This is a genomic window from Pseudomonas sp. TH41 (assembly GCF_016650695.1).
In the GTDB taxonomy this organism is placed as follows: Bacteria; Pseudomonadota; Gammaproteobacteria; order Pseudomonadales; family Pseudomonadaceae; genus Aquipseudomonas.
The window spans coordinates 1,893,174-1,911,670 of sequence record NZ_JAEKFH010000003.1 but is presented as its reverse complement, the minus strand read 5'-3'; the positions used below and the strand labels follow the sequence as shown (position 1 = coordinate 1,911,670).

The window sequence follows — 18,497 nt, the reverse complement described above, 5'->3', positions numbered from 1 at the left end:
TTTAGACAGCAAGCCCGCAGCCCTACAGGACTGCGGGCTTTTTTGTATCCGCTTGTCGACACATTAGAAACATTGGCACAGCTCTTGTATCTGTCATGGTTGAAACAGGGAGGGGGAGAACTGCGATGTTCTGTCATAAACCTTGGATAAGTTAGGCCGCTCACAAACCAGGAGAGAGCGCGGAAATGAACGCCGAAATGAATGTCGTGAGCGAGCGGGCGTTGCATCCCCTGGCAGTAAACAGCGAATCGCTCCAGATACTGGCGCACTGGTTGAAGTCCAAAGGAACGCGTCAGATCACAGACAGTGATCCGCGCCGGACGATGATTGAGCGCTACCCCGCTGGTCTATTCAGCGAGGCGGAGCTGGAAGCGTTGTGGGATGTGATGGAAGGATAAGAAGAAAAAACAACGGATTGATAAAAGCGCTGCCGGGAAGGTGGCGCTTTTTTTATGGGCGATGGGTTTGTGTTCAAGGGGATTAAGTGAGGGAGCGAGCCTGCTCGCGAAGGCGGTCTGACAGTCAGCATTGATGTTGGATGTGCCGGCCTCATCGCGAGCAGGCTCGCTCCCACAGGTCCACACGCCTTCACCACTCCAGCATTGCTCCGGGAAAGGGCAGACAGATCAAGATCAAAAGATCGCAGCCTGCGGCAGCTCCTACAGAGCGTACGCATTTCCCTGTAGGAGCTGCCGAAGGCTGCGATCTTTTGATTTTGACGCACCGCCCCCACGAAGCAGGACCAGAGCGAGGCACCTAACGGCAGGAGCAGGCGCTGTAAGGCTCTAGTCTGTGCCACAGGGCGATTCGAGTCGTTCTTCACGACTAGGTTCTCCTCCAAAAAATGATCAAAACGATCATTTGAATGATTGGTTTGCGCAATTTATGACGATGACCTAAGATAAATTTGACTGAGTTAATCATCAAATGATCGATTCAGTCAGTTTCGAGGTGATGCACGTCTTACCAAACAATTATAAAAGGAGACCCTCGTGGCCCAAATTCCTATCAAGCGCACCATTGAACGCATCCCTGGCGGCATGATGATCGTGCCCCTGCTGATTGGTTCGCTGGTGGCAACCTTCCTGCCTGACACGCCAAAGTTTTTCGGCTCATTCACCAATGCGCTGTTCACCGGGGCGTTACCTATCCTCGCGGTGTTCTACGTCTGCATGGGCGCGAGCATCAACATCAAGTCCACGCCCTATCTGCTCAAGAAGGGCGGAACGTTGCTGGCGACAAAGGTCGGCATCGCCGTTTTCATCGGGATTGTGCTTGGGCACTTCCTGGGTGAGCAGCCGGTTTCGTCAGGGCTCTTTGCCGGTATCTCGACACTGGCCATCGTCGCCGCGATGAACGACACCAACGGCGGCTTGTATATGGCGCTGATGGGGCAGTACGGTCGCTCCGAAGATGTGGGTGCGTATTCGGTCATGTCCCTGGAGTCCGGGCCCTTTCTGACCATGGTCACCTTGGGTATCGCTGGCCTGTCGGCATTCCCTTGGCCGACGCTGGTGGGCAGCATCCTGCCGCTGGCACTCGGTATGCTGCTGGGCAATCTGGATCGTGACATGCGCGATTTTCTAGCCAAGGCAGTTCCGGTGATGATCCCGTTCTTCGCCCTGGCACTCGGTGCAAGCCTGGACCTGCACAACGTTTGGCAAGCCGGTTTGCTGGGGCTCGGCATGGGGGTTGCGGTCGTGGTGTTGACCGGCATTCCACTGTTCTTCGCTGATCGTTTGACCGGAGGGACTGGCGTCGCCGGCGTAGCCGCGGCCACCACCGCCGGGAATGCTGCCGCTGTCCCTGCGCTGATCGCAGCGGCTAATCCGGTGTACGCAGAAGCGGCGAAGAGCGCGACCATTCTGGTGGCGGCTTGCGTCGTGGTGACAGCAATCCTTGCGCCGCTGCTTACCGCCGCCGTCGCCAAGCGGGTGCAGCAGCGTAATCCCGTCGTCATACCTGAGCCTGCGCTCGAACCTCAAAAGCGGGAGGCCTTGCGATGAGGATTTTAATCATCGCAGACGATCTGTCCGGCGCGGCGGATTGCGCCATCGGTTTTGCGAGCGCGGGGCTGCAAACGGTGGTCACGCTTGATCCGTTGAATGACAAGGCAGACGCTCAGGTGATTGCCGCCGATACGGACACACGGCGCTTCTCACCGGCGCAGGCCGCCGAGCGCACCGTCGCCGCGTTCAAGGCGCTGCATCAACCCGGGCAGCGGCTGTACAAGAAAATCGATTCGACTTTGCGCGGTAACTGGGCCGCCGAAGTCGCTGCCCTGCAACCGTTGGCAGGCCTGGCCATCGTCGCCCCGGCGTTCCCCGCCACCGGGCGGACGTTGCGTGGCGGTCGGGTGTTCGTGAACGGCCAGCCGTTGGAAACCACCGATACCTGGAAACTTGAAAATTTTGATCGTCCGGCTGACGTCGAAGCGATGCTTGCTGCCGCAGGCCTTCGCACTGCGAAGCTGGATCTCGACACCTTACGTGGCAACGAACAAGCGCTCGCGCTGCACATTGCCGAGGTTGCTCGCAGCGGCATGCAGGCGCTGATCGTCGATGCGCAAACCGAAGACGATCTATTGACCCTGGCGCGCCTGACCGCGTCGATGAGTCAGCCGCTGTTCTGGGTCGGTTCGGGTGGCCTCGCTCGGGAAATTGCCCGTCTTCCTGATGTCTCCAAAGCGCCGTTCGCTGTCATTGAACCCGATGACATCGAAAAGAGTCAGGCGCCGATTTTGATCCTCGTGGGCAGTCTTTCCGGCGTCTGCGAGCGTCAATGCGCATTGCTCAAAGAGCGTGGCGGAGTCAGCGAATTGGTGGTCCCGCCCGAGGTCCTTCGCCAAGGCACAACCCATAGCGATTGGGCACTCTGGCAGGCGCGCATCGGCGAGCAACTGGATGGCTGGAGTGACCTTCTGCTGCGCATCGGCCGCGATGTGGCGTTCGATCCCCAGGAGGGCGCGCAACTTTCAAGCAGGCTGGCCGTGCTGGTAGAACCGCATTTCGCCAAGGTCGGCGGCCTGATCGCCACGGGCGGCGAAACGGCGCGGGCCATCTTGACCACCGTCGGCATCGACAGTCTGCAACTGCTGACAGAAATCGAAGCCGGCGTCGCCTTCGCCCGCCCGACCGTTTCCCGGCAAGGGCATCGTCCCGGCATTGTGACCAAGGCCGGCGCGTTTGGCACCGATCACGCCTTGTATGCGGCATGGCAACACCTGAGCGACAGCGCCGATCGCTCCTCGCCCCAACGCACACGAATCCAAGGACTCGAATGAACACTATGAGCAACTACCTCCCCATCATCGGCATCACCATGGGCGACGCCTCGGGTGTCGGTCCGGAAATCATCGTCAAGAGCCTGACTCATGACGTCGTCTACCAACAATGCCGGCCGCTGGTGATCGGCGACGCACGTCGTCTGGAGCAGGCCAACGTCATCGTCGGCGGCAGCGCCAAAGTACGCCGTATCAAGGACGCCTCCGAGGCGCTGTACGAGGCCGGCATCATCGACTGCATCGACCTCGACCTGATCCCCGACGACTTGCCGTTCGGCGAGCTGTCGCCCATCGCCGGTGACGCCGCTTATCAATACATCGCCCGTGCTGTGCAACTCGCCGAGGCCAGCCAGATTGATGCCATTTGCACCGCGCCACTGAACAAGGAAGCGCTGCACGCCGGCGGCCACAAGTACCCTGGCCACACCGAAATGCTCGCGCACCTGACCAATGTCGACGAAGTGTCGATGATGCTGGTGGCGCCGCAATTGCGGGTGATTCACGTCACGACCCACATCGGCATCATCGACGCGATCCGCAAGATCGAGCCAGGCCTGGTCCAGCGCACCATCGAGCGCGGCAACGCGACGCTGATCAAGGCCGGCATTGCCAAACCGCGAATCGGCGTGTGCGGGATCAACCCGCATGCTGGCGAAAACGGTTTGTTTGGCTATGGCGAAGAGGAAGAAAAAATCATTCCTGCTGTGAAGCTGTTGCAGGAACGTGGCCTCGACGTCACCGGGCCGCTGCCCGCCGACACGCTGTTCTTCCGCGCCGGACGCGGCGACTTCGATCTGGTCGTGGCGATGTATCACGACCAGGGCCACGGCCCGGTCAAAGTGCTCGGTCTGGAAGCGGGCGTGAACGTCACCGTTGGCTTGGACGTGGTCCGCACCTCGGTCGACCACGGCACCGCCTTCGATATCGCCGGCAAGGGCATTGCCGATGAGCGCAGTCTGCTCGAAGCGCTGCGCCAGGGTGCGGAGCTTGCCACGCGACGGGGATGAGGCGCACGGGCGCTGTCGTGTAAGATCGACCACCGTCCACACAACGAGACCCGCCATGAAAGCCTCCGAACGCCACCGCGCCATCCTCGATCTCGTACGCATTGGCGATGCCAACGTCGAGCAATTGAGCGCGGCGCTCGGGGTCTCGGAAGCCACGGTGCGGCGCGACCTGACCATGCTCGCCAAACAGCGGCACCTGGTGCGCACCTACGGCGGCGCGACTGCCGTGGTGGGCGTCCATGAACCGGAAGCCTCCCTCGAAGAGCGCAAAACCAGCCAGTGGGAACAGAAGGACGCTATCGCCCAGGCGGCGGCGGCTCACGTCCAGGACGGCGACACTGTCCTGCTCGACGGCGGCACCACGTGCGCCGCGCTGGCCCATCATCTGTGCTCGCGACAAGACGTGCACGTGGTGACCAATAACCTGCTGGCCGTGATGACCCTGGCCAATGCGCCAGGCATCCGCCTGACCTTGATCGGCGGCGACTTGCGCGGTTCGAGCATGAGCACATTAGGGCCGTTGGCCGAGCTGACATTGAGCCGGTTGAGCGTCGACAAAGCCTTCCTCGGCGCGGACGGTGTGGTCGCGGAATTTGGTTTGTGCGAAGCGAGTGCGCAGCAGGCGTATCTGAAGGAATGCATCATCAAACGGGCGGCACAAATCGTCGTCCTTGCCGACACCGACAAACTCGGCCGCGCGCGGCAACAGCATTGGACGCCGATTGAGCGGGAGTGGCGGTTGATTACGGGTGCCAATGCGGATGAAGCCGCGCTTGCGCCGTTTTATGCCCTCAAGCAAATCACTGTGGAAACAGTGGACGTTGGGTGATTGCGTACCCCTCGAAATAGGGGCTCATGTCGCCAAAATCCAATTTCGGGAACACGTGTTGCCAACATGTCGTCCGCGGCGACACATCAAGGCCTCAAACATTACGTAGCTAAAGAGCTACGAGCCGAAACGCAATGGCATTCAGTCAAACGTATGTGGCCCACTGTAGGAGCGAGCTTGCTCGCGATGGTCTCAAGAGCGCCGCGTTTAGCCAGTAAACACGCGTTATCGTTAACGACCATCGCGAGCAAGCTCGCTCCTACAATTTCCTTTACTGAATGGCATTTACGATTGATTCGGGGCCTTCATCATGCGTGCGATTTAGATCACGGAACGACGTTGTTGGCTCGGTTGTTACACGGTGCGTCGAGCACCTTCACCACATCATCGATGATTGCCTTACTCATATCCTGCAAATAATGAGATGCCCAGGCATGCCGGTCAGTGTCTCGAACCATGGCGGCGTCTGATGCGAGCAGCTTGGCGACGTGGAGCAAGTCGGAGGCGTGAGAGAGGGCTTGGATCACCGGGACACCAGCATTGATGCGGAACAGCGGTTCGTTGGCGTGGAAGGAGAAATGGGTGAGGCCGATGGTTTTCAGGTCTTGAGGGTTGGTCATTGTGCACCTCCGCTTTTTGGGTGGTGGTGGGCGTGACCTGATGTAGCAGTAGCGAAAATTTTGAATGGATTACGGGCATACATATGGAGAACTCCGGTTGGTTCCTGCATCGAATTCGAGTTCTCAGGCCCGGTCGCTGATTTGGCAGCGACGGATTGAACGTAGCTTGAGGGGGAAGGTTGCGCAATCGTGGCTAGGTGGTGGCGTGGGTTGAAGGTTTTAGTGATTTTTATGGCTGGGCAATAATTATTGGCCAGCCATAATTTTCATAATTTGGATAACGCCTGCTGATACCTTTGATGCTCGACAAAGGAGAGATCAGGAATGGATGTTGAGATGCGCCAGTTTCGGAAGGATTTACTGGAGTCTGTACGCGAAATGAAAGCGAGCCACACCGTTCGAAGTTCTGAGGTCCGGCCGGTGCAAATGCAGAATTGCGTCGAGGCGTACGTGTCGTCGTCAGCGACACATCACAAGAACGTGTCGCTGAAATCGGAAAACAGCGACACGTAGAAAACTGGACTACTGGAATGGCGGTTAAGTCCTACAGATTATTCGTCGTCCGAGAGGGTTATCAGGGCTATAAATCAGTTTGCACCCATTACACCAAGTAACTAATGATGTTCCCGTCCCCATCTTTATCCCCTCCCGCTAACTCCCTACATTGAGCTCCAACACCTACCCATCATCCCGATGAGCAGGTCACTGGAGATCTTCCTCATGCCTTTCGTCAGCGTTCGCATCACCCGCGATGGCGTTACCTCGGAGCAGAAAGCTCAGGTGATCGCCGAAATCACTGAGACCCTGGAACGCGTCCTCAACAAGGATCCGCACCTGACCCACATCGTGATCGAAGAAGTCGACACCGATAACTGGGGCTACGCCGGCATCACCACCACCCAGTACCGCAAGCAACTGGCGGAGGCGGAGGGCCAGTCATGACCGCGTCCGTCTCGATCGATTTCATCTCCGACGTGGTGTGCCCATGGTGCGCGTTGGGCGCGACAGCTCTGGAGCATGCGATCAAGAACGTGGCCGGTGAAGTCTCGGTGGAGCTGACCTACAAGCCTTTCGAGTTGAACCCGGACATGCCGGCAGTCGGCGAGAAAGCCGTCGAACATTTGATGCGCAAATATGGACGAACCGCCGAGGACGTCGCCGCCGGCAAGGCCATGCAGATCGCTCGCGGCGAAGCCATCGGTTTCACGTTTGATCTGGAAAAGCGCAGCCACTTCTACAACACGTTTGATGCTCACCGCTTGCTGTTGTGGGCAGTGCAGGAAGGGCGGCAGATCGAGCTGAAGAAGATCCTGTTGCGGGCTTACTTCAGCGAAGGCCAGAACCCGAGTGATCGCCAGACGCTGGTTCGTCTGGCCGCTGAAGCGGGACTGGATGCGGCGGCGGCTCAAGAGGTGTTGGCGTCCGGAGCGTTTACCAAAGAAGTGCGTGAGCTTGAAGAGTTTTACCGTCAGCGCGGCATCAATTCGGTCCCGGCCATGATCCTCAACGGTCGTCATCTGGTGTCCGGTTCGCAGTCGGTCGAGTACTACGAACAAATGTTGAGACAAATGGCGCAGGCAACCGCCGAAGCCTGATTACTTACTTTTTTAATCCATCATTTATTAGTTGAGGTTCATCATGAGCAATTCGAAAAAAGTCATCGTTATTACTGGCGCCTCCCAAGGTCTCGGCGCAGGCATGGTCAAGGCGTTCCGTGACCTGGATTACAAGGTGGTCGCCACTTCGCGTTCGATCAAACCGTCCACCGACCCGGACATCCTCACCGTAGCGGGTGACATCGGCGACCCGGCGGTCGCCCAGCAAGTGATCCGTGAAGCCATCGCCCGTTTTGGCCGCATCGACACCCTGGTCAACAACGCCGGGATCTTCGTCGCCAAACCGTTCACCGCTTACACCCAGGAAGACTATGCAGCGGTGCTGTCGGTGAACCTGAATGGCTTCTTCTACATCACCCAACTCGCCATCACCGAGATGGAAAAACAAGGTAAAGGTCACGTCGTCAACATCACCACCAGCCTGGTGGACCACGCCATCGACGGTGTGCCGTCGGTACTGGCGTCATTGACCAAAGGTGGCCTGAACGCTGCGACCAAATCCCTGGCCATCGAATACGCCAAGCGCGGGATTCGGGTGAACGCGGTTTCCCCAGGCATCATCAAGACGCCGATGCATGGCGAGGAAACTCATGAAGCGCTGGGGAATTTGCACCCGGTCGGGCACATGGGGGAGATCAGTGATATTGCGCAGGCGGTTGTGTATCTGGACAGCGCCAACTTTGTCACCGGTGAAATCCTGCACGTTGATGGTGGGCAGAGCGCCGGTCACTAAGACCTGAGCTGATCTGTCCGCAGCGCCGTCGATCAATGTCGACGGCGTTTTCATTGGAGAGCGCACCATGAACACCCACATTCAAAAGGTTTTCCTGATTACCGGGGTCAGTTCAGGCTTCGGCCTGGCTTTTTCGCAAGCAGCGCTGGCGGCGGGGCACACGGTGGTGGGCACGGTGCGGCGCGAATCCGAGCGTGCTGCGTTCGAAGCGCTGGACGCTCATCGCGCCAAAGCGTTCGTGCTCGACGTCACCAATTTTCCGGCGATAGAGCCGCTGGTGGCCAACATCCTGAGCGAAGTGGGCCGGATCGACGTGTTGGTGAACAACGCCGGTTATGGTCATGAAGGCATTCTCGAAGAGTCGCCACTGACTGAAATGCAGCGCCAGTTCGACGTCAATGTGTTTGGCGCGGTGGCAATGATCAAGGCGGTTCTGCCGGGCATGCGTGAGCGGCGCAGCGGGCATATCGTCAACATCACCTCCATGGCCGGCTTCATCACCTTGCCGGGCATCGCCTACTACAGCGGCAGTAAATTCGCCCTCGAAGGCGTCAGTGAGGCGCTGGCCAAAGAAGTGGAAAGCCTGGGCATCCACGTGACTGCCATGGCACCGGGCTCGTTTCGTACTGAATGGGCGGGGCGCTCGATGATCCGCTCGGGTCGCACGTTGGGTGAGTACGACGCGGTGTTCGATCCGGTCCGCAAGGCGCGGGAAGAGAAGAGTGGCAAGCAGGCTGGCGATCCGCGCAAGGCAGCGCAGGCATTGTTGACCCTGGTCGCGGCTGAAAAGCCGCCGGTTCATCTGTTGCTGGGTAAGGATGCGGTGAGGCTGGTGCGCGAAAAGATTGCCCACCTTCAGGCTGAAATCGACGCCTGGGAGCATCTTTCGGCGTCGACGGAATTCGACTGATCGACCCCACCGCGACCTGAAAATTAAAACCCCGGAAACAACAAAGCCCTCGTATTTCTACGAGGGCTTTTTTTTCGTGCCGTTTTTTTATTCGAGACGCCATTGCGGTTGACGTTTCCACGTACTTTGAAATCCCATGAGGCTCAAGTTTGTTGATTCCTGGTTATCGATGATTTCTGCGAGTCGAGGCTTCCACAGGCTGTCTGGACTGATCAAATCGGTCAGATAGGCGAGGATCGTCAACGCAATATAAAGACGTTGCTTTGGCTGAGGTCTGTCGGCGGCCGCATTTGGAATGGTCCACTCTTTGGGTAGCGAGGGTCGAATCGAGAGTTCCCGGTTCCATAATCGAGAGTGGTGTGCGCAGCAGTTTCGAATGAAGGTCAAGGTGTGTAGCCAAGAGGCCAATACTTCGAATGGCAGGCTGAATCTGGCTGCGATAGCTTTCTTGTCGGCACTTCTGCCAATGGCATTGAAGAGGGTGGATACCGATCCGAGGCTGAGCTCTTCCAGGATCGCCCACGCGGGCGGTAGCTCTGGGTGGGCGTAGGTCGCGCCGTAGTATCGAAAATAGTTATCGCGCATACGATTTTCGATTCTTTGTTGGTGGAGCCCATCTCCCTGTCGACCTTTTTTGATGCGATCAATCTCGCGCCCGAATTTACTGCGCTCTTTACTCAGTTGCTCACGGAGCGGGCGTAATAGCCCGGAATGCGAGTAGGACGAAGAAAAGACCGACGTGTCAGCAATCCAGTCAGGTCCATATTTTGGGCACATGTAGTTGCTGATGGTTGCTCGTACGGCGACTTCGACCCTTTCGATGGCGTCCATGGTTATCCGCCGTAATGAGCTATCGAATCGGTAAATGTCGACGACGGCTTTCAGGGTGCTACCCGGCTTGAAGGTGTGATCAGGTCCTTGTTCCTGAAAGGGGCGCATGTAGGGACTCAGACGAAACAGTGTGACCACTTCGAGGAAGCGCATGGCCCGGTCGTTGTTGGCGACATTCAGGCCTCGTTGCTTTAGCAGTTCCAATTGCTGTTCTACGCTGAGGGCCGGCTTGTCGAAGGGCCTCATGTAGTTTTCTCCAGGCAAAAAAAACCCGCACGATTTGAGCTTGCTGACTGGGTCAACCTAGGCTTGGCGGGTGTGTTGGCATGCATTATAGGTAGGTCAGGAGTACCGTCAACACCATGCCGATGTGGAGTTGTAAGAAAAATGGGGACAAGAAAAATGGGGACAGACCACGTTTTTTCTGAACAGGCACTGGCTCTAGAAGGGGGAAGATTTGTTTTCGATCTCTCATTCGTCGAATCATCAACGAGCGAGGTCAGCGAACGCCGTGGGGGATTAAGAAAGGCTCCCAGGGGAGGCCGCACGGCAAACTCAATCAGGGTGAGGGCCTCTGGGGGGGCACAAGCGCCATCACACCAAACCCCAGAAACAACAAAGGCCCGCATTTCTGCGAGCCTTCGTTTTGTATGGTGCCGGCACCAGGAGTCGAACCCGGGACCTACTGATTACAAGTCAGTTGCTCTACCAACTGAGCTATACCGGCGTGTTGGGCGACGATTATAGCGATTGAATTGGTTCTGTAAACCCCTGAATCCAGACTATTTTTGCGCAGGGCTCAGGCCAGCCTCGCGGACCCTTCCGCGGGGCTGGCTCATGCGATTGTTTACAGCCCTACACGCTGTTTTTGACTGCGTTGATCAAGTCCTGACTGAGCACCTGAGCGGGCGCTACTTGCACGCTTTGGGTGTAGAACGGCGGCAGGTTCTGGGCCAGTGTCGATAACGCTTGGGCGGTGGTGTTGCCCGGCAACAGCACGTATTGCAGGTTGGACGGATAGCTTTGCGGCACGGGGCCTTCCATGGTCGAGCCGTAGGCGCCGAAGGTCATCACGGCCTGCGGGGTGGTGGGATCGGGTGCATAGAGGAAGACGAAGGTGCCGTACTTCGGATGCGTGAGGTATTGCTCGGCCTGGGCGCGAACCGCCGGGTCGGGGTCGTTCATCAGGGTCCAGCGCATGACCGCGTAGTTGCGGGTGGTTTCCATGAACGCTGTACGAATGGGCGACAGGTTCTCTACGCCGCCCAGACACACCAGCAGGTTGCCGAACGGATCGATCAGCGCCACCGAATTGAACACCGGGCTTTGCTGCGCGGTTTCCAGCAGCGGCGGGGCGAGTTCTGCGCCGGGGTCACGCGGGTTCGTCGATTGCACGGTCAGTGCAAACGGGCTGAGCGCCGTCAGGGCCTGGCGCACTTTGCTGTTGGCCGGCAGGGTGGCCGGGTTTTTCAGTTGATCCGGTGGGAGACCGCTGTTGTTGCTGGCCTCGCGCACGGTGCTGACGCTGGCGGAGAAGATCGAGCTGCAGAGGAAGTACGCCGCCGAGTCGATGGTCTGACCGCCGAACACCGGGCTGGTCGAGCCCTGATAAGCCCGGCTGACCGGCGCGGCAATGGCGTAATAACCCCACGTGTTCTGCGCCTGTTGGCGGATCTTCGGTGGCAGCGACGGAAAGGTGAACTGGCTGTTGTAGTTGATGCCTGCGTAGTCATCAATCGCACTGACGGCGACGTTAAATCCTGCCGTCAGCAGCGAACCGGCGCACATGGCGCAAGGGTCCAGCGTGGTGACGACGGTCAGTTGATTGGGGGGCGGCAGTTTAAGTGACGCGGCTTTTTCGTAATACCAGTCCACCAATTGTCGCTCGCCGTGGGCGGTCGGGTCATGGGGTAGAAAGTACGTGGGGCCGCTGCCGGGGAAAGGCATCAGCACGTTGTTGTGTAGCGCGGCAATGACCTCGCCTGTTGCGTTGTTGATGATGGCGCCGCCCACCGCGAAGGTTTGCTGCAGCGCAGCGTTAATGGCTTGGTTGGCGACGGTATCGACGGCTTCCTGCGCACTGTTCAATGTGCTCATGGTTTTCCCAGCTCCTTGCTGTCCTGACGTTAGAGAATTCTGACGCTTGGCAAAGATAGTTGAGGTTTGCGACGTCGTTTATGTTCTTTTGGCTTAACGCTTATGCACAACGCAGACCTGTGGCGGCTGCAGTCAAGGGCAGAATTGTGGATCCGTTCTCATTTGCTCGCAAATGCCTGTTTTTCAGGTTTTTTATTCAAGTGTACGAAAAATGAACACTGGTGTTTCAGCCCCGAAACAGGTGTGATTATTGGATCCACGAAAATTTCATCAACAGAGTTATCCACAGGCTGTCGCTGTTTAGAGGCGCTCGGCCAGGAGTAGGAAATTACGCGGTGTGAGCGGGGTTTCGCAGAAAGTGCCGAGACGAACGACGTAACCTTGTGCGGAGAGGAAAAGTGCCCGGTCGAGTACCAGCCAAAGCTCCAGCGGGCGTCGGAAAAGGCCGCGCAGCAGCTCCAGATTGCGCACTTCGGCCAGTCGCTGCCAACCGGCGGCTTCGACGGCTGACCAGTCTTGCGGGCCGATTGTGGATAACTCTTTGAGTGCGGCCAAATGGTGGCAGTAATCGGCGAAGGGTTTGTCCAGCCAGGCGCTGGGCAGGGAAGGGGTTGGCAGGTATTCATCAACGCCGCGCAATTGCCGTTGCAGCAGGTCGAACGCCAGGCGCCGGGCCATCGAGGTGTCGCGCTGACGTCGGACGCGGGCACCGGCGGTGACGGTTTCGCTCATCGGGAGTGAGAGATCATCGAGTGAAAGCTGTAGGTCGGAGCGATAGGCAGCCGAAGAAATCGGCTGATACTCACTCAGATTGATCCGGTTATAGCAGCAGGGCGCGATAGCCAATTGTTTACAGCCTGCCGCGCTGGCGAGCTGGATTAATCGCACATGCAGATCACCACAAGCATGCAGCGCTACGGGCGTGTGATCGGCATTCAACAAAGAGGCCGCCTCCGCCGCGAGCACATCCTGTTCGACATGCAGCGCATGCAACTGATGACGTTGGCTGAGTGCCTGACCGCTGGCAACCAGCGCCGGGTCGTGTTCCAGGCAAGTGAGCTGCTGACCCGTTTGCAGCAAGCGTCGCCCCAAGTGCCCCTTTCCCGAGCACCAGTCCAGCCAATGTTTCGGTGTGTCGGCAAACTGCAAACGGCTGGAGAACGCTTCGATCTGCTGCCATTTACGCCCCGGCACATCGACATTCAGCCGATGGCCAGCGGCCTCCAAACCATGAACCGGCAACTCGCCCACCGCTCCCAACTCAAGGGACAACGCCGCCAATGAAGCAAACGGCTCCGGCGCCTCCAGTAAACAAGGTTGGTTGTGGCTGTTTTCCGCATCTTCCAGCGACCGTCCTCGTAGCCATAAAGCCAGCTCCGGGTAGGACGCTTCCCAGGGAAGTCGCAGATAAGTAAACGGTCGAGGCTTCCACAGCGCTTGATGCTCGATCAGAAAAGCATCCAGCGCCGTGAAACGGGAGAGTAAGTCCTCACCCGTCAGCACGTGAGGGTTAACGTCCTTGGCAAGCATCGACGCGCAACCAGCGCTCCAGCAGCTTGAAGCCGCGTACCAGAACGTAAGCCATCAGCAGATAGAACATGCCGGCCGCGAAGAAGATCTCCACGGGCAGGTAGGTGCGGGCAATGATGGTACGGGCCATGCCGGTCAGTTCCAGCAGGGTCACGGTGCTGGCCAGGGCGCTGGCCTTGAGCATCAGGATCACTTCGTTGCTGTAGGCCGGCAGGCCGATGCGCGCGGCACGGGGCAGGATGATGTAGAACATCGCTTTGGCGCGGGACATGCCCAGCGCTCGGGCGGCTTCGATTTCACCCTTTGGAATCGCCTGAATTGAACCGCGCAGGATCTCGGCAATGTACGCCGCAGTGTGCAGGGTCATGGTCGCGGTGGCGCACCAGAATGGATCTCGCAGGTACGGCCACATCGAGCTGTTACGGATCGCATCGAACTGCGCCAGGCCGTAATAGACCAGGAATAGCTGAACCAGCAACGGCGTGCCACGGAAAAAGAAAATGTAGCCGTAGGGCACTGCCCGCACGTACCAGAGTCGCGACGAGCGGGCGATGCCGAGCGGAATCGCCAGCAGCAACCCGGCAACCACGGCGATGGCCACCAGTTCCAGGGTCAGCGTCGCGCCTTGTGCCAGTTTTGGCAGCCACTTGATGATGACTTCCCAGTTCATTGGGTGCTCCTTGCGAAACCGCGACCGGCGCGTTTTTCCATTAAGTGCATGCCGGTCATGGCCAGAATCGTCAGGCCCAGGTACATGAACGCGGCCACCATATAGAAGGTGAACGGTTGCTTGGACACGGTCACGCCGATCTGCGCGTGACGCATGATTTCTTCCAGGCCGATGACCGACACTAGCGCGGTGTCTTTCATCAGGATCATGAACAGGTTGCCCAGGCCCGGCAGGGCGATGCGCCACATTTGCGGCATGATCAACCGGGTGAAGATGCGAAATTTCGACAGGCCAAGCGCCACACCGGCTTCACGGTGACCTTTGGGGATCGCCAGGATCGCGCCGCGGAACACTTCCGTGGCGTAGGCGCCAAAGCACAAGCCCAGCGCGATCACGCCAGCGGCAAAGGCATTGAGTTCCAGGTCGGGGTTGCCGAAAAACTCGCCAAGGGCCCGCATCAGGTTAACCGTGCCGAAATAGATCAACAGCACCCAGAGCAATTCCGGGATGCCGCGAACGAGGGTCGAATAAGTGCCGCCAAGCCATTGCAGCGGCTTGTACGGGGAAGTCTTGGCCAAGGCGCCGAGCAGACCGAGCACCAGCCCCAGGCACAGGGCCGAAAGTGCCAGTTTCACAGTCATCAGCGCGCCAGCGGCGAGCGCCGGGCCGAATCCGTAGAGATCGATAGTCATGGATTTCTTTTCAAATCGCGGCAGGCAATGCCAGGGACTGGCGCCGTTAGAGAACGGCGCCGGTCCGGCAGGTCAGAATCAATAGATGCTGAACGGGAAGTACTTGTCGTTGATCTTCTTGTAGGTGCCGTCAGCGACGATTTCTTTCAGCGCAACGTTGAGCTTCTCGCGGATCGCATCGCCTTTACGCACAGCGATACCGATCTTGTCGCTTTCTTCCACCGGATCGCCTTTGAATTCGTAAGGGCGGCCGGCGTCGCTTTTCAGCCACTCATAGTTGACGTACTTGTCAGCCAGAATGCCGTCCAGACGGCCCGACGTCAGGTCGAGGTAGGCGTTTTCCTGGGTGTCGTAGAGTTTAACTTCAACGCCTTCCATGTGGTCTTCCATCCAGGTGCCAGCGAGGGTCGCACGTTGTGCGCCGATCACTTTGCCTTGCAGGGAAGCCTTGTCGGTTTTGAAGTCGACGTCTTTCTTGGCGATGAATTGCAGTTTGTTGGAGTAGTACGGGTCGGTGAAGTCGACCGCTTGCTTGCGCTCGTCGGTGATCGACATCGAGGAGATCAGGAAGTCGAACTTCTTGGCGTTCAGGGCCGGGATGATGCCGTCCCAGTCGGACGTGACCACGGTGCACTCGACTTTCATCTTGGCGCACAGGGCGTCGCCGATTTCTTTGTCGAAGCCGACGACATTGCCACTGGCATCTTTGTTGTTGAACGGCGGGTAGGCCGCTTCGATGCCCATCTTCAAGGTTTCTGCGGCGGCACCGGCGCTGAACGCCAGGGTGACGGCAGCCGCCAGGAAGATTTTTTTGTAGTTCTGCATGCGGGTAGCTCCGTTAGCGGTTGCTGGACATGAATTGTTTGCAGCGCGCCGAAAGCGGGTTTTCGAACACCTGCTGTGGCGATCCTTGCTCTTCTACCAGGCCCTGGTGGAGGAACACCACTTCGCTGGACACCTGACGGGCAAAGCCCATTTCATGAGTGACCAGCAGCATGGTGCGGCCTTCCTCGGCCAATGCGCGGATGACATTAAGTACTTCCTGGACCATTTCCGGGTCAAGGGCCGAGGTGGGCTCGTCGAACAGGATCACCTTGGGCTGCATTGCCAGCGTGCGGGCGATGGCCGCACGTTGCTGCTGGCCGCCGGAAAGTTCTGCGGGGTAGGCGTGGCGCTTGTCGGCAATGCCAACCTTGGCCAGCAAGGCTTCCGCAACTTCGATGGCCTCGGCTTTGCTTTGGCCGAGCACGCGACGCGGGGCTTCGATGATGTTGTCGAGCACGCTCATGTGCGGCCACAGATTAAAGTTTTGAAACACAAAACCAATTTCGCTGCGCAGGCGATTGATCTGCTTTCCATCGGCAGCGACCAGTTCGCCGTTTTTGGAAGCCTTGAGCTTGAGTTCTTCGCCGGCCACCAGAATTTGACCCTGGTGCGGGTTTTCCAGCAGGTTGATGCAACGCAGAAACGTGGACTTGCCGGAACCGGAGGAACCCAGGATCGAGATCACATCGCCGTCGCGGGCGGTCAGCGAGATGCCTTTAAGCACCTCAAGCTGTCCGTAGCGTTTGTGCAAGTTGCGGATTTCAAGCGCGGGCGTGGCCTCAGCCATGTGCGTTCCTCATAGTGTGTTGCGCTCCTGCTGTTGGCGGGCCTTCCTGGCGAGGCGGCCAACCTAGCATGCGTCCGAATGGCAGCCAACAACGCTACGGGCAGTAAACCGGTAGTGCGTGGCAGGTTGTCGCATCAGTACAGAAGACTGTCGCGCTGCTATCAACCGAACAGCCGTTTGGAACCCGCCTGTTAATGAAAAGCGCGGTGCCTGTCGCAAAAAAGGGCGCGATGTTGCCAGCTTTGGCGGGGTGTTGGAAGCGCTAACCGGACAAACGTTCCTGATCCGCACTTTTATTGTGCGTCGAGCGTTTTTCAGGTGTGTTTCCGGTGCGCGATTTTGTCCCTGAAAGTGGGTCGCTGGGTAACGTTCTGGCAAATTGCCATTAATCTCAATGACTTGCGATGACTGTCCGGTCAGGTCGAGATCGCCGGGTTAGACGGTTTTGAAACATTTTGGCGCAATTCTTGCGTACAGAATCCAGAACGCCCCGTTGGTTTCTTTTTACGAGAAGGAACACCAAGCGGGATGGACGTAATCGCTTTTCCTTACAAAGGTAGTTTCAATGAGCAGTACCCAAAGCTCTAATGGCCTCGAACAGGGGCTCAAACCGCGTCATGTGACCATGCTGTCGATTGCCGGAGTTATCGGCGCCGGCCTGTTCGTTGGCTCGGGTCACGCCATTGCTGCAGCGGGTCCAGCCGTGCTGTTGGCCTACGCCGCCGCCGGTGCTCTGGTGGTATTGGTAATGCGCATGCTCGGCGAGATGGCGGTCGCGTCGCCAGACACAGGCTCCTTTTCGACGTACGCCGATCGCGCGATCGGTCACTGGGCCGGTTTCACCATCGGTTGGTTGTACTGGTGGTTCTGGGTGCTGGTCATCCCGCTGGAAGCCAACGCCGCTGCAACCATCCTGCATGCCTGGTTCCCGAATGTGGCGATCTGGGCCTTCACGTTGATCATCACGTTGCTGCTGACGATAACCAACCTGTTCAGTGTGAAGAACTACGGTGAGTTTGAATTCTGGTTCGCCCTGGTCAAAGTCGTGGCGATCATCGGTTTCATTGGTCTTGGCATTCTGGCGATCTTCGGCTTCCTGCCGAGCAGCCAGGTCAGCGGTGTTTCGCACCTGTTTGACACACAAGGCTTCCTGCCAAACGGCATGGGCGCTGTATTGGGCGCTATTCTGACTACCATGTTTTCCTTCATGGGCACCGAGATCGTGACCATCGCGGCCGCGGAATCGAAGAACCCTGGCCAGCAAATCTCCAAGGCTACCAATTCGGTCATCTGGCGGATTGGCTTGTTCTACCTCGTATCGATCTTCATCGTTGTGGCCTTGGTGCCATGGAATGACCCGATCCTGGCTAGCGTCGGTTCCTACCAGACCGTGCTGGAGCGCATGGGCATCCCGAATGCCAAGCTGATCGTCGACATCGTTGTTCTGGTTGCGGTAACGAGCTGCCTGAACTCGGCGTTGTACACCGCTTCACGCATGATGTTCTCCCTGGGTAAGCGCGGTGATGCACCGGCCGTTTCCCAGCGCACCAACAGCAGCGGCACGCCGTACTGGGCAGTGATGCTGTCCACCGCGGCTGCTTTCCTCGCGGTATTCGCCAACTACGTGGCCCCGGCTGCGGTGTTCGAATTCCTGCTGGCCAGCTCTGGCGCCATCGCGTTGCTGGTGTACCTGGTGATCGCGATTTCGCAATTGCGCATGCGCAAACAGCGTATGGCTCGCGGTGAAAAAATCGCCTTCAGCATGTGGCTGTTCCCAGGCCTGACCTATGCGGTGATCATATTCATCGTTGGCGCACTGACCATCATGCTGTTCCAGGAAGCCCATCGCGTGGAGATCCTCGCGACCGGTCTGCTGAGCCTGTTGGTAGTGGCTGCCGGTTTGTTTGTGGCTCGCCGTCGCAAGCTGGAAAAGCGTGGCGCAGTGGTACTGAGCTGATTCATACCGTGTGATGCAAAACGGCCGCTGTCAGTGATGACAAGCGGCCGTTTTTGTTTCTTACTAGCTGATGCCGGTCAATTAAGCAACAGCGCACACCTTGTAGCAGC

Annotated in this window: 18 protein-coding genes and 1 tRNA gene; 10 read left to right on the top strand and 9 right to left on the bottom strand. The window is 58.2% G+C overall.

Annotation, left to right across the window (positions count from 1 at the left end; translation table 11 throughout):
• Positions 1 to 185 precede the first annotated feature (185 nt).
• From JFU37_RS11315 to JFU37_RS11295, 5 genes are all read left to right on the top strand, one after another.
• A complete protein-coding gene (locus JFU37_RS11315; protein WP_201115372.1) occupies positions 186 to 398 on the top strand; it encodes a hypothetical protein in 213 nt (70 codons plus the stop codon).
• A gap of 594 nt (positions 399 to 992) precedes the next feature.
• Positions 993 to 2,006: a 2-keto-3-deoxygluconate permease gene (locus JFU37_RS11310; RefSeq protein ID WP_201115371.1), complete on the top strand. Its 1,014-nt coding sequence runs from the start codon at positions 993 to 995 to the stop codon at positions 2,004 to 2,006.
• Entirely contained in the window at positions 2,003 to 3,283 is a 1,281-nt protein-coding gene (locus JFU37_RS11305; RefSeq protein WP_201115370.1) for a four-carbon acid sugar kinase family protein, read from the top strand. The genes JFU37_RS11310 and JFU37_RS11305 overlap by 4 nt, the downstream gene beginning before the upstream one ends.
• A gap of 5 nt (positions 3,284 to 3,288) precedes the next feature.
• Positions 3,289 to 4,290, top strand: coding sequence for a 4-hydroxythreonine-4-phosphate dehydrogenase PdxA (gene pdxA, locus JFU37_RS11300; protein WP_201116473.1), 1,002 nt, complete (start codon positions 3,289 to 3,291; stop codon positions 4,288 to 4,290).
• A gap of 55 nt (positions 4,291 to 4,345) precedes the next feature.
• The gene (locus tag JFU37_RS11295) at positions 4,346 to 5,119 is read left to right on the top strand and encodes a DeoR/GlpR family DNA-binding transcription regulator (protein ID WP_201115369.1); all 774 of its coding nucleotides are present in this window, start codon (positions 4,346 to 4,348) and stop codon (positions 5,117 to 5,119) included.
• Positions 5,120 to 5,445: 326 nt separating this feature from the next.
• On the opposite strand, the gene JFU37_RS11290 is transcribed toward JFU37_RS11295, so the two are convergent.
• Positions 5,446 to 5,739, bottom strand: a complete 294-nt coding sequence (locus JFU37_RS11290) for a DUF3077 domain-containing protein (RefSeq protein WP_201115368.1) — start codon at positions 5,737 to 5,739, stop codon at positions 5,446 to 5,448.
• Between the two features lie 720 nt (positions 5,740 to 6,459).
• Between JFU37_RS11290 and JFU37_RS11285 the strand changes: the two genes are divergently transcribed.
• The 4 genes from JFU37_RS11285 (at position 6,460) to JFU37_RS11270 (ending at position 8,998) form a co-directional block, all read left to right on the top strand.
• Positions 6,460 to 6,681 carry a tautomerase family protein gene (locus JFU37_RS11285; protein ID WP_046045533.1) on the top strand — a complete coding sequence of 74 codons (222 nt, stop codon included), beginning with the start codon at positions 6,460 to 6,462 and terminating at the stop codon, positions 6,679 to 6,681.
• Complete coding sequence (locus JFU37_RS11280; RefSeq protein WP_201115367.1) at positions 6,678 to 7,334, top strand: DsbA family oxidoreductase; 657 nt, start codon at positions 6,678 to 6,680, stop codon at positions 7,332 to 7,334. The genes JFU37_RS11285 and JFU37_RS11280 overlap by 4 nt, the downstream gene beginning before the upstream one ends.
• Positions 7,335 to 7,377: 43 nt before the next feature.
• Positions 7,378 to 8,088, top strand: coding sequence for an SDR family NAD(P)-dependent oxidoreductase (locus JFU37_RS11275; RefSeq protein WP_201115366.1), 711 nt, complete (start codon positions 7,378 to 7,380; stop codon positions 8,086 to 8,088).
• Between the two features lie 67 nt (positions 8,089 to 8,155).
• Entirely contained in the window at positions 8,156 to 8,998 is an 843-nt protein-coding gene (locus tag JFU37_RS11270) for an oxidoreductase (RefSeq protein ID WP_201115365.1), read from the top strand.
• Positions 8,999 to 9,085: 87 nt separating this feature from the next.
• Here the strand turns inward: JFU37_RS11270 and JFU37_RS11265 are convergent, their stop codons facing one another.
• The 8 genes from JFU37_RS11265 to JFU37_RS11230 all read right to left on the bottom strand — a co-directional run bounded on the left by JFU37_RS11265 (position 9,086) and on the right by JFU37_RS11230 (position 16,430).
• Positions 9,086 to 10,075, bottom strand: a complete 990-nt coding sequence (locus JFU37_RS11265; RefSeq protein WP_201115364.1) for an Abi family protein — start codon at positions 10,073 to 10,075, stop codon at positions 9,086 to 9,088.
• 405 nt (positions 10,076 to 10,480) lie between these two features.
• Positions 10,481 to 10,556, bottom strand: a tRNA-Thr gene (locus JFU37_RS11260).
• Positions 10,557 to 10,684: 128 nt separating this feature from the next.
• The gene (locus JFU37_RS11255; protein ID WP_201115363.1) at positions 10,685 to 11,926 is read right to left on the bottom strand and encodes a nucleoside deaminase; all 1,242 of its coding nucleotides are present in this window, start codon (positions 11,924 to 11,926) and stop codon (positions 10,685 to 10,687) included.
• A gap of 300 nt (positions 11,927 to 12,226) precedes the next feature.
• On the bottom strand, positions 12,227 to 13,456 hold the full coding sequence (locus JFU37_RS11250; protein WP_201115362.1) for a methyltransferase: 1,230 nt from the start codon (positions 13,454 to 13,456) through the stop codon (positions 12,227 to 12,229).
• Positions 13,437 to 14,126 (bottom strand): ABC transporter permease, encoded by a 690-nt coding sequence (locus JFU37_RS11245; RefSeq protein WP_201115361.1) that lies wholly within the window; start codon positions 14,124 to 14,126, stop codon positions 13,437 to 13,439. The genes JFU37_RS11250 and JFU37_RS11245 overlap by 20 nt, the downstream gene beginning before the upstream one ends.
• Entirely contained in the window at positions 14,123 to 14,818 is a 696-nt protein-coding gene (locus JFU37_RS11240; protein WP_201115360.1) for an ABC transporter permease, read from the bottom strand. Before JFU37_RS11240 ends, JFU37_RS11245 begins: the two co-directional genes overlap by 4 nt.
• A 78-nt stretch (positions 14,819 to 14,896) precedes the next feature.
• Complete coding sequence (locus JFU37_RS11235; RefSeq protein WP_201115359.1) at positions 14,897 to 15,643, bottom strand: ABC transporter substrate-binding protein; 747 nt, start codon at positions 15,641 to 15,643, stop codon at positions 14,897 to 14,899.
• Between the two features lie 13 nt (positions 15,644 to 15,656).
• Entirely contained in the window at positions 15,657 to 16,430 is a 774-nt protein-coding gene (locus tag JFU37_RS11230; protein WP_201115358.1) for an ABC transporter ATP-binding protein, read from the bottom strand.
• Between the two features lie 565 nt (positions 16,431 to 16,995).
• Between JFU37_RS11230 and gabP the strand changes: the two genes are divergently transcribed.
• Positions 16,996 to 18,387 (top strand): GABA permease, encoded by a 1,392-nt coding sequence (gabP, locus tag JFU37_RS11225; RefSeq protein ID WP_201115357.1) that lies wholly within the window; start codon positions 16,996 to 16,998, stop codon positions 18,385 to 18,387.
• The last annotated feature ends 110 nt before the right edge of the window (positions 18,388 to 18,497 follow it).